This window comes from Bremerella cremea (assembly GCF_003335505.1).
Classification (GTDB): Bacteria; Planctomycetota; Planctomycetia; order Pirellulales; family Pirellulaceae; genus Bremerella; species Bremerella cremea_A.
The window spans coordinates 100,979-115,014 of sequence record NZ_QPEX01000010.1 but is presented as its reverse complement, the minus strand read 5'-3'; the positions used below and the strand labels follow the sequence as shown (position 1 = coordinate 115,014).

Below are 14,036 nucleotides of genomic sequence, written 5' to 3'. Positions count from 1 at the left end.
GGACATCCTGGGCCTGAATTAGGAACGGTAAACTGGCAGGGAAAAGTCAACCCATTTCGTTGGTTATCAATCCATTCTCTCTGGGGGGCCGTTCCATTTCAACCTTGTTGACCTACCAGCAAGGATGAAAATCAGCCCTTTTGTGGAATAATAACTCTCATAACGACCTCTCGTTTCGTCTTGCCCAACGAAAACGGCATCGTTTTATACGTTTCTGCGTAAGAACGGCGAAAGCGTAGCGAGTAGTCATCGCTTGGTTTCACTTGAACCGGAACGCTGAAGCTTCCATCGGCCCGAGTCAAGCATTCGTTCATGCTTGGGGTGGGGCCGATCAAATCAACCGGCAAGTAAGCGACCGGTCGGTTGTGTTGGTCGACCGCAACGCCTCGCACCACGGCGTAGTCCCCCTCCAGGCGGTCCGCTTGCGTCATTTCAGCAACCAGTTTTTTGAGATCGTCCGATTGATCGGTACGGATAATTACCTGATCGTTCGCAAAGTCGGCCTGCAATCCCCCTGAAAGGGCGACTCGATTCTCGGCTCGGGTGAAAAGCCAGCGAACGTCGCGATAGTTGGCTGTAAACTTCGCAGTGGAAAGTCCTTCCTCTTCCACCAACACCGGCAAAGCGAGCAGAGCAGTTGCCTCGACCGATTGCGGATCGAGAAAACTTGTGACAAGGCGATCGCGGTATTGCCACTTGGTGGCTAACACAATGAGCACCGAGACAACCACGACCAAGCCCATTAAGGTCTTCAAACTGAATCGAATACCGAACATTCGTGATGCGGCTCTGCAGAGAAACGGAAATACGACGACGTATGCGTCTTACCCATGATTTACCGTTTCCTAGGGGAAGAATCAACTTCTTCCCCCGTAATCATCCGGCTAAGCGGCAGCGGTCTCGGCGGTCGAATCTTCAGGCTCTTCGCTGGCCAAGCTAATGCCCATTACCTCGCGCGCCAGGTTCGCGTAGTCTTCCGCCCCATTGGAATGGGGATCGTACTCGAAGATCGATTGGCCAAAACTAGGGGCCTCGGCCAGGCGAATATTGCGGCGAATGCGGGTCTGAAAGACTTCCGCTTCCGACCAGGTATTGCCTGCGGAAGTTCCCTTACTGAAGAATTCGTGTACGTCTCCGGCCACTTCCCCCGCCAAACGCGTGCCCGACTCGAACAGGCACAGCACCACGCCGGTGAGACGGAGCGTAGGATTAATCCGTTTCGAGACAATATCGACCGTCCGCAACAGCTTACTCAGCCCATGCAACGCCAGAAAGTGTGGTTGCAGCGGAAGGAAAACTTCTCCGACACACGCCAACGCGTTCAACGTGAGCACGCCCAAGCTAGGCGGGCAGTCGATGATCAGAAAGTCGTACTCTTGTTCGTGGGCTTCCAGGGCGTCGCGCAGGATCATCTCGCGACCCACTTCCCCGGCCAGTTCCATTTCGGCGGCGGCCAAATCGAGGTGAGCCGGGACACACCAAAGATTTTCCCCAGCGGGCTGACAAACCTCGGCCAGCGTGGCTTCTCCCATTAAAACCTGGTAAATCGATTCCGAGCCGGTGGCGACTCCAATTCCCAAGTGCAGCGAAGCGTGGGCCTGGGGATCGAGATCCAGCAGACAAACACGGTGCCCCATGCGGGCTATCGCGGAGGCCAAGTTGACAGCGGTGGTCGTTTTTCCAACGCCCCCTTTTTGATTCAAAATGGCAATCGACCGCATGACAACCTCCTTGTTGTAAAGCGAATTTCAACGGTGCGGCCTCTGCGAGATGCAGTGCCAGCACATGCAGGGCGGATTGTAAACAGGACCAGCGAGACATTTCCAGACCGTTTTCACCGAATTCCGCCTGAGGTTTCATAAGTCGTTGCCTTTTCGCGACCCGAGTGGTGGTCTATCATGCGAGAGCTTAAACGTAGAAGTCGACTATTGTTGCCTGAATAAGAAATGAGGAACGCCCGGTGCGTGTCATTATTGAGCCTACAGCCGACCAAGGTAGCCAGCGAGCCGCAGCTATGGTTGCCCAGTTGATTCGCAAGAAACCCCGTGCAGTACTCGGGTTAGCGACGGGGGGAACCCCGCTGAGGTTGTATCAAGAGCTCATCCGGATGCACCAAACCGAAGGGCTCGATTTTTCGCGTGTGGTTTCGTTCAACTTGGACGAATATGTCGGTCTGCCTCCGACGCATCCTCAAAGCTACCGCCACTTTATGACGGAAAGTCTGTTCCGCCATATCAATATCGATATCCGCAATACGCACGTTCCTGACGGCAGAGCCCTCGATTACGACACTTACGGCGCGCAGTACGAAGCCTCGATCGCCGAAGCTGGCGGAATCGATATGCAAATTCTGGGGATAGGTCGCGACGGACATATCGCGTTCAATGAACCTGGCTCTTCGCTGGGCAGCCGGACCCGGCTGAAAACGCTTGCCCCTGAGACCATTCGCGATAACGCACGTTTCTTTGGCGGCGAAGAGGAAGTCCCACGCCTGGCGATCACGATGGGTGTCGGTACCATCTTAGAGTCAAAAAAGTGCATAATGTTGGCATTCGGTAAAGAAAAGGCCGAAGCCATTGCTGCCATGATCGAAGGACCGGTAACGGCCCAAGTCACCGGCAGTGCCCTCCAATTCCATCAGGATGTGGTGGTTATCCTCGACGAAGAATCGGCTTCGCAGCTAACCCGCCGCGAATATTACGACGAGGTCGAAGAAGCCCATCGCCGACTCCAATCGGAAAAAACGAACTAAGAAGGTTCCATGCGCCAGATCGGTAAACTCGCGTCAGATCAACTTGCCAGTCGTTTCAGCGATTATCTGCTAACGCTGGGGATCCATTCGAAAACCGACCGAGCTTCGGACGGTGAGTATCTCCTCTGGATTCACGAAGAGAATCAGGTCGATCAAGCGCGAAGTGAACTAGAAGCATTTCGTTCCAACCCGGACGATGCCCGCTACCGCAGCGCTGCGGACGAAGCCGCTGGCATTCGAAAGATGGAACAGCTCAAAGAGCGCGAACGACGCAAGAACATTCACGATGTCAAACCGCGTGGCGGTGTACCTGGGGCCGGCCTGAGCGGCGCCCCGGTGACCAAGGCCATTATAGTTATCTGTGTCGTGATTGCCCTGCTGGGGATGTTTGCTTCGACCCATGACCTAAAAGATCCTGGTATTGGAGACGAAATTTACGGGGCGTTTAGCTTTCTTTCGCCAGAAGACCTACAAGCTTACTACATCTCGCCCGATAAAGATCCGCTTCGTTCAATCAAGAAAGGTCAAGTCTGGCGGCTCATCACGCCAGCCCTGCTGCATCAAAATGTCGGGCGAATGGCCCTTTTGCATGTCGGTTTCAATATGTACATGCTGTACATGTTGGGCCCAATCTTGGAACGTCGGCTCGGTAGTCTGCAGTTTTTATTCTTGAACGTGGTTCTAGCGTTGGCCTCGAATCTAGCCCAAGGTGTGTTGCCTTCGATTTTGGATGAAACCGCGCTCGTACGATTTAGCAACGCCTACGGAGGCGTCCAGTTCTTGGGATACTCTGGCGTAATCTATGGCCTGTTCGGTTTCCTCTGGATACGTTCCAGCCTCGATCCCACCTTCGGCATCATGCTGGTTCAATCGTCTATCATGATTTTGATGGTCTGGTTCTTCCTGTGCTGGTTCGGAGTGATTCAGAATGTCGCCAACTTGGCGCATACCGGCGGTTTAGTGGCTGGCCTGCTGCTGGGATATTTAACGGCCATCATGCGGCGTTGACGTTGCGGTTGCGACGCCCAGTTCGGCAAAGAATTTTCGTAGACCGTCAGCAATTGGCTTCGCTTTAAGCACTTCGTCCCGATCGGGCAGCCCGACCAGGCCTTTTTCGAGGTCGAACAGCACCGAGGTCGAGGTCTGCGTCCCTTCGTCTACAAAAATCACTTCCCCTTGCCATAACGGTTCCGCTTCGGCAAGGGGCACCGTACCAGCAAAGCTGGCGTCTTCGATCAGCGCCTGGCGAAAGTGGACCAGGCCTTTGGCGCCCGAGATGTCTTGATTTTCGGCTTCTTTGGCCAGATCAACCAACTGCACGACCTCTGCCGCCCGGATTCTGGTGGCGTTGTCTCCACCCCAATAACCAACGGCAAACCGGCTTTGCGACCAATGCCAAGAGATGGTGATGGTCGCCGCAATGATTGCGATGGCAATCATTCCTCCTACCAACCACGTGCCCGAGGCATATCCAGAGGGGAAGTTACAGCGTAAGGAGCGAAATTTAGCACGCATGGCAGTCAAAGTCAGCGGTTCGGGAATGTTCGGCGAACGGTCCCTCTTTTATACTCGAAAGGGTATCCCTTGTGACATCGAAACCCTAGAGAGCCGATACCTCTCTCGAAGGAATAAATGTGCCTGACAAATTCGATCCCTACCGCGAAGCGTTGGTGGTGGAAGAAAAAACGATTTGGTCCGATATTCCGGACGAGCTTTCCGACCCGCAGCGGACCGAATTAGCCCGCAAACTGCACGCGGATCCGGCTGCTTGCGGAAATCTGGAGTACGTCCGCGTGTATACCGGTTTCTGCCGCCAGATTACCGTCACGCCAGACGATTTGGCTCGGCTGAATGCCGGAGTCTGACAACCGCCACCACCCCAACCCCCAAATAAATATGTCTGCTGCTAACCCTGGTGCTACGTCTCCGCAAACGGTTCACGTTCCTTTAGGGGATCGCTCGTACGATATTTCCATCGGCAACGGCAATCTTGCGGAAGTAGGACGCTGGGTCACTTCGTTGCGCAAAGTAACGCATGTCGTGCTGATCAGCGATGGAAATGTCGCCAAGTATTATCAGCAGCCTGTGGAAGATGCCATCGCCGCAGAAGGCATTCGCGTTACTAGCTTAGGCGTTCCTGCTGGCGAGCAAAGTAAATCGGTTCCTACCGCCCAGTCGTTATGGGAAGCGGCCCTGGCCGATCGTGTTGATCGCAAGTCGACGGTGGTTGCCCTGGGCGGGGGCGTCGTAGGAGACCTGGCCGGTTTCGTCGCCGCCACCATGACGCGCGGGCTCGACTTCTTCCAAATCCCAACTTCCTTGTTGGCTCAGGTCGACAGCAGTGTCGGAGGGAAAGTGGGCATCAACTTGCCCTCGGCCAAAAACATCGTCGGCGCTTTCTGGCAGCCGAAAGGGGTGCTGATCGACACGGCTGTCTTGAAAACATTGCCCCGCCGCGAATACCTTTCCGGCTTGGCCGAGGTGATCAAATACGGGGTGATTCTCGACGCCGATTTTTTCGCTTACTTGGAAGCGAACGTGCAGCCGATGCTTAATCGCGATCCGGCAGTGCTGCAGAAGATCATTGCCAGAAGTTGTGAACTGAAAGCCCAGGTTGTGGCCGAGGACGAAACGGAAACGACCGGCCTGCGAGCAATCCTCAACTATGGTCATACGTTCTGTCACGCCTTGGAAACGGTCTCGGGCTACGGCGAGTATCTCCACGGCGAGGCTGTTTCGGTCGGCATGCTGTGCGCTTCCCGCTTGGGGGAAAAGCTGGGCGTCTTCGATGCCGAGTCGACCCAGCGTCAAGCCAAGCTACTTTCTGCCCTAGAACTGCCCGTCGCCACACCCAAGCTGAGCGAGACCGCAATCTTGTCGGCCATGCAGCGCGATAAGAAAGTCGAACACGGCAAGCTCCGGTTTATTGTGCCTCATGCGATCGGCAAGGTGGTTTTAACGCCCGACGTTCCCAGCGAGATGGCTTTGGCCGCGTGGCGTGAAGGAATCGAAGACGAGTCCGCTTAGCTAGTCGGCTTCGTTCAGGGAACTGGCTTGCCGAAATTAGACATGCCAGCCGTGTTCGCGCAGAAATTTCACGACGCCACCCCGATAGAAGAACGACGGGGTAATGTTGAAGCGTCGTTCGGACGTTTCGATGCGCAAGGCGCCCCACCATGGATAGTGCGTGGACACGATCACGCTGCGCGGAATGATGATGACTCGTCCATCTAATTGTATTTGAGGCCAGTCCGGGTCGCTCGTAATTTCGATTGGTAGATCACACAGATCGATTTCCATGGTACTTCGTTTACCTGGAATGAATTTGCTCGCGGTGTTAACCAGTACGCTACCAAGCACACCACCTAAGGACCCCGCTAACGCCGCAGCCTCGGACATCCTGATCACGAGAAAGAACGCATCCGACGAGGCGATCACCGGGCCGAAATACTCTTTGAGGCCGAGCTTTCCCAACGAAAACTTATTGGCAATCAATTTGTACTTAGGCATTCGAATGACCTTTTGGCTGAGAGCCTGCGAAGGAGCCTTACGCGATTGCTTGGGTATCGCTTCGACAAGCTTATCGTTTGGTTCGTACCGCTTGGGAAATGGGCGAGGGCTTTTTTCTGCAAACACTTCATTCAAAGATTGAAGTACCTATAATAGCTGGATTGATTTCCCGTTGTAGAGGTATTCGCCGCGATGAGTCTTGCTGAAGAGGAAAGAACGTCCGATCCTGAATTCTTGGCCGCATTTCGTTTGGCCCTCACCTCGGGGATTGGTCCAGCCAAGATTCAAGCTTTGCGGGCCTATTTCGGCAGCCTGGCTGCTGCGTTAGAAGCCCCCTCCGATCAGCTTCGCAGTGTCTCGGGCATTGGGCCGAAGATGGCCCAAACGATTCTCAAATCGCGTGAACTCGATATCGAGCGCGAGCTAGACCATTGCCGCGATTTCGGAATCACCATTCTTACGGCAGAGGACGAGGCGTTTCCGCAGTTGTTGCGCGAGATCGTCGATCCCCCGACGCTGCTCTTCGTGCGTGGCGAAATCTTGCCATGCGACGAACTGTCCGTAGCGATCGTGGGGACACGGCACGCCACTCATTACGGGACACGCCAAGCCGAGCGGTTTGGCTTCGAGTTAGCCAAGGCAGGCTTCACCATCGTCAGCGGCCTGGCACGCGGCATCGACGCCGCCGCGCATCGTGGGGCTTTAAAAGCCAAGGGACGCACGATTGCTTTTTTAGGCGGTGGTGTCTCGAAGATCTATCCGCCCGAACACCTCGACCTAGCAGACGAAGTCGCCGCGAGTGGCGCCGTCGTGAGCGAGGCCGCCCCGCTGGTTAGCCCGATTGCCGGTGCCTTCCCGCAGCGTAATCGCCTGATCACCGGGATGAGCCTTGGCGTGATCATCATCGAAGCGGCCCAGCGCAGCGGCGCACTGATTTCGGCTCGAATGGCGATGGAACAAAACCGCGAAGTGTTCGCCTTGCCGGGGCAGATCGACAACCCAGTGGCCCGCGGCGTGAACAGTTTAATCAAAGATGGGGCAGCGCTCGTTCAATCGGTCGACGATGTGATCGAGCAGCTCGGCCCGCTCCGGAAACCGCTGGCCCTCTCTGCCGAGCAAACCGTTTTGAAGCCAGCCGAACTCAATCTCAACGAGCAGGAACAGCAAGTCTTGCAGCATATCCCGCTCGAGCCAACCTCGCTCGACGCTCTCGTCGCCAACGCGAAGCTCCCTGTTCACCGCGTGCTGGCCACGCTTAGCATTCTAGAAATGAAGCATTTGATCCGCCGCCCGAGTGGGACGACCGTGCAGCGGATTGCTTGATCTGTGGCTAGTCATCCGGAAAAAAGTGGTGTGCGTCGGATTGTTTGAAGTTTTCAGTGCACAGTTTTCAGTGAAGAGTAGCTAATTGAAGCCTCCACCCGCCGCGCGCTCTTCTCCGGTCCCCTCGCCACTCCGGGGAGAGGGCTAGGGTGAGGGGCAGAAGCACACAAGACCAACCAACAGCAACACCGCATAGCACGTGAAAATTCACGATGAAAACTAACGCACTATTAGCCAAACAAGGCTGAAATCGGCTTACCATTATCGGTAATCGGCACCGGGCGGTCGCCGTCGTACAGGGACTTGGCGTAGTCGATACCGAGGGCGGCATGGATGGTGGCGAAGAAGTCGGGGACGGAAACCGGGTCGCGGACGATCTTTTTGGAAAGCTCGTCAGTTTCACCATACGCACCGTTATGTTTCAGGCCACCACCGGCCAACACACAGGTAAACGCCGAACCTTGATGGCCACGACCGCCGCCACTGTCGAATTCAGGCGGTCGGCCGAACTCGGTGGTGATGACAATCAGCGTCTTGTCGAGCATCTTCCGCGCTTCCAAATCGAGAATGAGCGAGGAAACGGCGGTGTCTAATTCTTGGATCAACTTGTGCTGCTGGAGGATGCCTCCATTATGAACGTCCCAGCCGGCACCATTGAGGAAGTTCAAGTTGTGCGAAACTTCGATGAAACGGACACCCCGTTCCACCAACCGCCGAGCCAAGAGACAACGCTGGCCGAATTCGCCACCGTAACCTTCGCGGAGATCGGCAGCTTCTTTGTCGAGCTCGAAGCTGCTCATAAACTCTGGCCCACTCAGCTTCATGCTCAAATCGATGATCGACTCGTAATCGCGCAGCCGCCCGTCACGAGCTTCCGGTTGCAAGCTGCGGAGACGAGAGAGAAACTGCTCGCGGCGAAGCTTGCGATTGGCGTCGACACCCACCGGCGGAGAAAGCCCGGCGGGGCCACGACCTGTTTCGGTTAAATACAAATAGCTGTGCTGGGCCCCCAAAAAACCAGGGCCACGCGTGGCGTTAGGGTAGCCGATCAGGACATAAGCCGGCACATCGTCGGAAGCCGCGCCACGCTCGTGGGCGATGATCGAACCGAGTGAGGGATAAACGACCGTCCCACTAACCGGGCGACCGACGTGCATCCAGTTGGTGGCGGCGGCGTGCTCGTCGATCACGGCATGATTCACCGTGCGAACGGCCGATACGCGATCCATCAGCGGAGCCATCTTCGCCAGATGCTCGCATACCTGAACTCCTTCCACGCAAGTCGGAATCGATTCGTAATACGCACCAGGCTTTTTCGTCGCCGGATCTCCCTTGCGTTTCGGATCGAACGTATCGATTTGCCCCATGCCACCACCCAGCCAAATCGAGATGACATGCTCGGCCTGACCTCGAATCGGTTCAGCTTGGGGCGACCCTTGTGCCACCGAAGCAGCCATCGCGGTGGCTGCCGATGCGGCCAGAAACTGGCGTCGATTGACCCCAAGGTTCGATTTCGATGTGCGATTGTCCATGAGCCACTCAATCGGGAAAGCAGGAATTAAAGGGGTGATATTCGCTGAAATTAAACCCAGCTTACGGCATCCAAACGAATTCTCTCAGGTTGACCACGCTCCACACGAAGTCTTCGTAAACTTCTCGCCACTCGGTTCGCAAGCGCGGATCGGCTGGCGGGCCCAAGCGGGCACGTTCGGCGTGTTCCAATTGAATCGAGTTTGCTTCAGAGCGAAGATGGTTCGACCACGTCACCAAGGGGAGCCGCTCAGGCGGGGTGGGCAATTTGATTTCGTCCTGCGGAACAAGGCGATCTGCAAACCCTTCGTCCAAAATCTCGGTAAACAGTTGCCGTTCTTCTGCGGTCGGCAGGCGGCTAAGGAACCGCAGGAAAACGGAATCGACCAACGCTTCGGGCGACTTTGCTTCGACGGCCAAGTCAGCCAAGGGGCTTTCGTGCGAGGCACGCGTCATCCACACGGTGAGTGTACCGTTGGCGATCACGGCGGGTTGCAAGACGTTGGGGGCGGTCTCGCGATCGGTACGCGGAATCTGGCGTTCTGCCGACCAGCCAAATGCCGAGAGCACATCATCCAGTACGGCAGCTCGTGGTAGGGTCAAGCTCGGACGATCACGCTCGTTCGAGGTGCTAACCATCATCCAGGCCCGTTCAACGCAGCCTAAGTTATTGCGATTGCTCGCCGGTCGGCGACCATCCGGGTCGAGGGTCATCACATCAATGTCGATCTCTTTACCTGCCGCTGCGTAGAACGAATCGACAATCTGCTCGGCGGTCATGCGTCTACGCTCCGGAGCGTTGAACAAACGTCGCGCTGGCTCAGCGGTTCGTTGCTTGCCGATCGCTTTACGCTGGTACAGGTTTGAATTCATAATCACCCGCGTCGTATGCTTCACGTCGTACCCATGGGCTACAAAGTCGTGGGCCAGCCAAGCAAGCAGTTCAGGGTGGCTAGGATCGCTCCCTTCCCAATCGTGCGGCGGCTCGACAATCCCGGCCCCAGTCAGCCGTCGCCAAATTCGATTGACGACAATCTTAGCGAACCGGTTATTCTGCGGAGCGGTTACAAACGTGGCCAGCTTCTCCCGGGTATCTGTTTCGTTCTCCATATAAGCTGCCAGGTCGGTGTCTGCTGCAAGGCCCGTTTCTTCGGCGAACGGCCACTGCGGTTCGACACTTACCCCAGGTTTAAGCGTCACTTGAATCAGCGGCTCGCGCGTTTGGTTCTCGAAGAAGGCATCGGGAACGGAGCTTGTCTTGGGAACCGACAACGGCTTGCGGGCGAACATAGCCGCCAGCGAGTACAGATCTTTCTGCGTGGTCTTGTGGTAGGGGGAATCATGGCAACGCGCACATTGTAGTTCGATGCCTAAAAACGCGTTGGCGATGATGTTCCCTTTGGCAGCGAAAGGAGAATCGTTTTGGGCGGCCATGCCGAACCCGGCACTCCCTCCTTCATGCTGCCCCCCCCGCATCATCATTAGCTCGGTCACCATCTGGTCGAGCGGTTTGTCGTCGGCTAACGAGTCGTGCAGGAACCAGCGGAACGGTCCACTGGCGTTCAGGGTGGCGTTGATTAGCGTCGGGTTCTCTGCCAAAACGTCTTGCCAATAGCTAACCCAATGATCGGCCCAGCGCTCGTCTTTCAGCAGGCGATCGATTAGTTGAGCCCGCTTCGTTGGTGATTGATCCTGCAGAAACGCACGAACTTCCGTTTCCGTGGGCACAACCCCGACCGTATCGAGATAGGCGCGACGAATGAACTTGGCATCGCTAACAATCGGGGCCCACTCGGTTTCCTCGGCGGTCAGCGGTAAGGTTGGCCACGACGCGCCGTCGTTGATCCATTGTTCAAGTGTTGCCACTTGAGCCGAGCTGAGCGGTTTACCGGTCGGAGGCATGCGGAGGTCTTCTTCTTCGCTGCGAATGCGGGCAATCAGTTCGCTGGCCTCGGCATCTCCTGGCTCGATAGCGGCCCCGGAATAACCTCCGTCAATGGCCAGGTCGCGGTCGTTCAGCCGCAGTCCGCCCGATTCCTTCTCGCCATGGCAGCGGAAGCACTCGTTGCGGAGGATTGGCAAGACATCGCGATGGAACTTCTGGGCCTCTGCCAAGGTGGTTCCCTGCGAGGCAGCTTGTGCGGCCTGCATTCGACGGGTCAAAAAGGCGTCGATTGGGTTAGCTGCCGGGTCGTTGCCAGGAACGGCCGGAGCTGGGTTTTCTTCTGCCCATTGGCGAGCCAATTGGTGACGCTTTTGCCAGAACGCCTGACGACTTTCCGCCGCTTCGTGACGATGGTCGTCGTCGAGCTTTGTCAAGGAAGCTTCGATGCGGGCCAAGGCCCCTTCCACAGCTTCGTCGGTCAAAGGAAGCGGAGCGTCGGCTGTTTCGGCTGGGCCCAGCACGTGATACTGGGTACCGTCTTCGTTCAGGATAGCCACGGTAAATTCGCCGGGCTCTGGGCGGAATTTCTTTCCCCCGGCCATCGATTCGACCACAACCCGGGCAATGCCTGACTGAGGAATATCGATTTCCGTAAGCGTTTCATGAATTCGATGTTCCGCAATCCGATGCCCTGGCAAAGGAGGTTTGGCCAGCGGTGTGATCGGTTCTTCGCCGCTAGGCGAGCCTTGCAGGGCGTTGGTCCGGGCAACCAACTTCCCCTCGATCCACATTCGGCTTAGTCCCCGCGAGCGGAGCAGTAGTTTGGTAGTGCCTGCCGAAAAGTGGACATCGGCAGCCATCCGAACGAGAACAGGGGCTTTCCAGCTATCGCGAATGCCCCAGCTATCGTAACGAACCGGCAGACGGGGCGCGAGGAACTCGCTGGTTTCCCACCGCATGGTTTCGGCTGGATATTGTTCGTCGAAGTCGAGCCAACGCGTGTGGGTTGGCATTCCTTCATGAAACGTAACCGTCACCCGATCAGCAGGCAGCTTGCCCAACTCTGGCATCGTTTCTGGATGGGGCTCCGGCTGTGGGGCTTCGCCAATGCGGCGAAAGCGATTTTTGAGTGTGCCTTCATCGAGGATAACTCGATGCAGCGCGATGGCGTCGAGATAGCCGCGAAATGAATTTCCGGCGCTGCCCCCCAGGGCCGAGCCAATCCAAACGCTATCGTCATCCACCACCGGTGCGACCTCAGTCGGGCCCCCCATATCCCAGGCCCCAGGCACCGCTTTGCCATCAATCCAACCTCGGACACTTTCCGGCTTGCCAAATTCATACGTCACTGCCACATGGTGCCAACCGGTGCGGGGCAAAAAACCTTCGGTGGTCGTCCAGCGGTGCCAAGGCGATGCCGTCGTGCCACGTGGGGTTGCAAACAGAAAGCTGACGCAAGCTTTGCCCTGAGAGCCTCGTAGCCGCAAGGCCCAGTTTTGATTGTCAGGGGCGAAATCTCGATTGCCAGTTCGTCCTTTGCCAATGATGTAAACGTTTTCGTTGTCTCGCATATCGCGAACGTTGACCCATGCTTCAATCGTAATTGAATCGCCGTTGGTGAAATCAAAGGGGCTTAACGGGCCGGGGTCTTCGTAAGAAAAATAGGCACCTCGTCCATCGAATTTAGCCGCCGTGTTCGTGGAATCGAAGTCAGGATAAACGGGCGGACGGGGCCCCGGGACATCGCGATGAACGCCACCATGAGGCAAAAGAGGCGATTCTTCTTCGGCCCCAAAATCCCACATCACCACTGGTTCGGACGCTTGCAGAGCAACGGGCAGGCAAGAGAAGCCAACCAAAGCAAGCCACACAAGACAACGAGGACAGCGCATGGGCGTTTCCTATCGAAGACAACTGACGCTGAGCAGGCCAGGAGGTTTGGGGATTAGCGGAAGTAGGGCGGGGGGAACTGAATACGCCTAACGGCAGTGGAAGGACAATTAAATATCCCTAATAAATAGTCTTGCGTCAAGCTTTCTTGGTATTCGGGGGCGACGGCAGTGCCCGCAATTTACAGACGAAAGGGAGCCCCGGCTATGACGAATGGAACGCCGCTGTCTAAGTAAAACAGACGATCGTTGTGCATTTATGCGTCGTGCCTATAATATCCCGATGAACTTAGTGGAACTGGCAGAAAGAATTCGTGCGCTTCGAATTGATCAGCGGCTAACGCTGGAAGAGGTGGCCTCGCGCACCGGGCTAACGCGAAGTTGGCTTTCCAAGGTCGAGAACTTTCGTGTCACGCCGTCGCTGCCTGCGTTGGCAGAGATCGCGCGAGCCCTGGGCATCACGACTTCCAAGCTGGTCGAAGGTCTTGACGAAAAGCCTGCCTTGACCATCGTCCGTAGTCACGAACGAAAAGTGGTCGAGCGAGACCAATCGCCAGAGAACACGTCCGTTTACCAGTCGCTCGCCCATCGGCGCAAGTCGCGTTCGATGGATCCGTTTCTGATTACTATTCCCCCAGGCATCGCCCGCGAAGAGTCGCTTGCGCATGTGGGCGAGGAGTTTCTCTTGGTCCAATCGGGGCAAGTCGACTTTGAATACGACAACGATCGGATCGAACTGCAAGCTGGGGATAGTCTCTACTTCGATGCCAGCGTTCCTCATCGCTTAATCAACGCCTACAAAACCGCAGCCGTGGTGCTGTGCGTTTTTCAATCGCCTCAGGCATAATCGCATTTGATTGCTCGGCTTTGCTTCACGCAAATCTCTTCTTGATTGTCGCGTTTGCCCTTTTGCCAGGTGCCGTGCGATATCTGCTGGCGTTTCAACCTATACCGCCAGTGAAGTCAGGAGCCATCGCTCCCGGCATTCATCTGTTGGTGATTAAATCTTCACGTTGACTTAACGTCAATTGTGTTGACTTCTAGGAAACACTGCTTGAGAATACGGCTCACTTAAGTTTCCGTCCTCTTGCAAGCGATACGATTCGCACCAAGCGTCTGCCAAGTTGCACGCCGAGTGGAGGAAACT

Annotated in this window: 12 protein-coding genes; 6 read left to right on the top strand and 6 right to left on the bottom strand. The window is 56.1% G+C overall.

Translation table 11 applies throughout. The features are described 5' to 3' along the window. Positions 1–131: 131 nt before the first annotated feature. Both DTL42_RS01855 and DTL42_RS01850 read right to left on the bottom strand, forming a co-directional pair. On the bottom strand, positions 132–776 hold the full coding sequence (locus DTL42_RS01855) for a hypothetical protein (protein WP_147274129.1): 645 nt from the start codon (positions 774–776) through the stop codon (positions 132–134). Between the two features lie 108 nt (positions 777–884). After that, a complete protein-coding gene (locus DTL42_RS01850) occupies positions 885–1,721 on the bottom strand; it encodes a ParA family protein (RefSeq protein WP_114366998.1) in 837 nt (278 codons plus the stop codon). Between the two features lie 239 nt (positions 1,722–1,960). Between DTL42_RS01850 and nagB the strand changes: the two genes are divergently transcribed. Together nagB and DTL42_RS01840 are read left to right on the top strand one after the other, a co-directional pair. Then, entirely contained in the window at positions 1,961–2,752 is a 792-nt protein-coding gene (gene nagB / locus DTL42_RS01845; RefSeq protein WP_114366997.1) for a glucosamine-6-phosphate deaminase, read from the top strand. Between the two features lie 9 nt (positions 2,753–2,761). Next, positions 2,762–3,760: a rhomboid family intramembrane serine protease gene (locus DTL42_RS01840; protein WP_114366996.1), complete on the top strand. Its 999-nt coding sequence runs from the start codon at positions 2,762–2,764 to the stop codon at positions 3,758–3,760. On the opposite strand, the gene DTL42_RS01835 is transcribed toward DTL42_RS01840, so the two are convergent. Beyond that, positions 3,737–4,192: a hypothetical protein gene (locus DTL42_RS01835; protein WP_114366995.1), complete on the bottom strand. Its 456-nt coding sequence runs from the start codon at positions 4,190–4,192 to the stop codon at positions 3,737–3,739. The genes DTL42_RS01840 and DTL42_RS01835 overlap by 24 nt on opposite strands. Positions 4,193–4,386: 194 nt before the next feature. Between DTL42_RS01835 and DTL42_RS01830 the strand changes: the two genes are divergently transcribed. Together DTL42_RS01830 and aroB are read left to right on the top strand one after the other, a co-directional pair. Continuing rightward, positions 4,387–4,617, top strand: coding sequence for a hypothetical protein (locus DTL42_RS01830; RefSeq protein ID WP_114366994.1), 231 nt, complete (start codon positions 4,387–4,389; stop codon positions 4,615–4,617). 31 nt (positions 4,618–4,648) lie between these two features. After that, entirely contained in the window at positions 4,649–5,779 is a 1,131-nt protein-coding gene (gene aroB / locus DTL42_RS01825; RefSeq protein WP_114366993.1) for a 3-dehydroquinate synthase, read from the top strand. A gap of 36 nt (positions 5,780–5,815) precedes the next feature. On the opposite strand, the gene DTL42_RS01820 is transcribed toward aroB, so the two are convergent. Continuing rightward, positions 5,816–6,262, bottom strand: a complete 447-nt coding sequence (locus DTL42_RS01820) for a hypothetical protein (RefSeq protein ID WP_147274128.1) — start codon at positions 6,260–6,262, stop codon at positions 5,816–5,818. Positions 6,263–6,454: 192 nt separating this feature from the next. On the opposite strand from DTL42_RS01820, the gene dprA reads away from it, so the two are divergent. Then, positions 6,455–7,585: a DNA-processing protein DprA gene (gene dprA / locus DTL42_RS01815; protein ID WP_114366991.1), complete on the top strand. Its 1,131-nt coding sequence runs from the start codon at positions 6,455–6,457 to the stop codon at positions 7,583–7,585. Positions 7,586–7,815: 230 nt separating this feature from the next. Here dprA and DTL42_RS01810 read toward each other — a convergent pair whose 3' ends face one another. Then, the gene (locus DTL42_RS01810) at positions 7,816–9,117 is read right to left on the bottom strand and encodes a DUF1501 domain-containing protein (RefSeq protein ID WP_114366990.1); all 1,302 of its coding nucleotides are present in this window, start codon (positions 9,115–9,117) and stop codon (positions 7,816–7,818) included. 61 nt (positions 9,118–9,178) lie between these two features. Beyond that, positions 9,179–12,892, bottom strand: a complete 3,714-nt coding sequence (locus tag DTL42_RS01805) for a DUF1553 domain-containing protein (RefSeq protein WP_234824034.1) — start codon at positions 12,890–12,892, stop codon at positions 9,179–9,181. Positions 12,893–13,148: 256 nt separating this feature from the next. Here DTL42_RS01805 and DTL42_RS01800 point away from each other — a divergent pair, with 256 nt between their 5' ends. Next, positions 13,149–13,736, top strand: a complete 588-nt coding sequence (locus tag DTL42_RS01800; RefSeq protein ID WP_234824033.1) for a helix-turn-helix domain-containing protein — start codon at positions 13,149–13,151, stop codon at positions 13,734–13,736. The last annotated feature ends 300 nt before the right edge of the window (positions 13,737–14,036 follow it).

Bases quoted from the DNA above. Each gene is read 5' to 3' on its own strand.
- DTL42_RS01840 (WP_114366996.1), top strand. From the start codon at position 2,762: ATGCGCCAGATCGGTAAACTCGCGTCAGATCAACTTGCCAGTCGTTTC.
- DTL42_RS01850 (WP_114366998.1), bottom strand. From the start codon at position 1,721: ATGCGGTCGATTGCCATTTTGAATCAAAAAGGGGGCGTTGGAAAAACG.
- DTL42_RS01800 (WP_234824033.1), top strand. From the start codon at position 13,149: ATGCGTCGTGCCTATAATATCCCGATGAACTTAGTGGAACTGGCAGAA.
- DTL42_RS01855 (WP_147274129.1), bottom strand. From the start codon at position 776: ATGTTCGGTATTCGATTCAGTTTGAAGACCTTAATGGGCTTGGTCGTG.
- DTL42_RS01810 (WP_114366990.1), bottom strand. From the start codon at position 9,117: ATGGACAATCGCACATCGAAATCGAACCTTGGGGTCAATCGACGCCAG.
- DTL42_RS01820 (WP_147274128.1), bottom strand. From the start codon at position 6,262: ATGCCTAAGTACAAATTGATTGCCAATAAGTTTTCGTTGGGAAAGCTC.
- DTL42_RS01835 (WP_114366995.1), bottom strand. From the start codon at position 4,192: ATGATTGCCATCGCAATCATTGCGGCGACCATCACCATCTCTTGGCAT.
- dprA (WP_114366991.1), top strand. From the start codon at position 6,455: ATGAGTCTTGCTGAAGAGGAAAGAACGTCCGATCCTGAATTCTTGGCC.
- aroB (WP_114366993.1), top strand. From the start codon at position 4,649: ATGTCTGCTGCTAACCCTGGTGCTACGTCTCCGCAAACGGTTCACGTT.
- DTL42_RS01805 (WP_234824034.1), bottom strand. From the start codon at position 12,892: ATGCGCTGTCCTCGTTGTCTTGTGTGGCTTGCTTTGGTTGGCTTCTCT.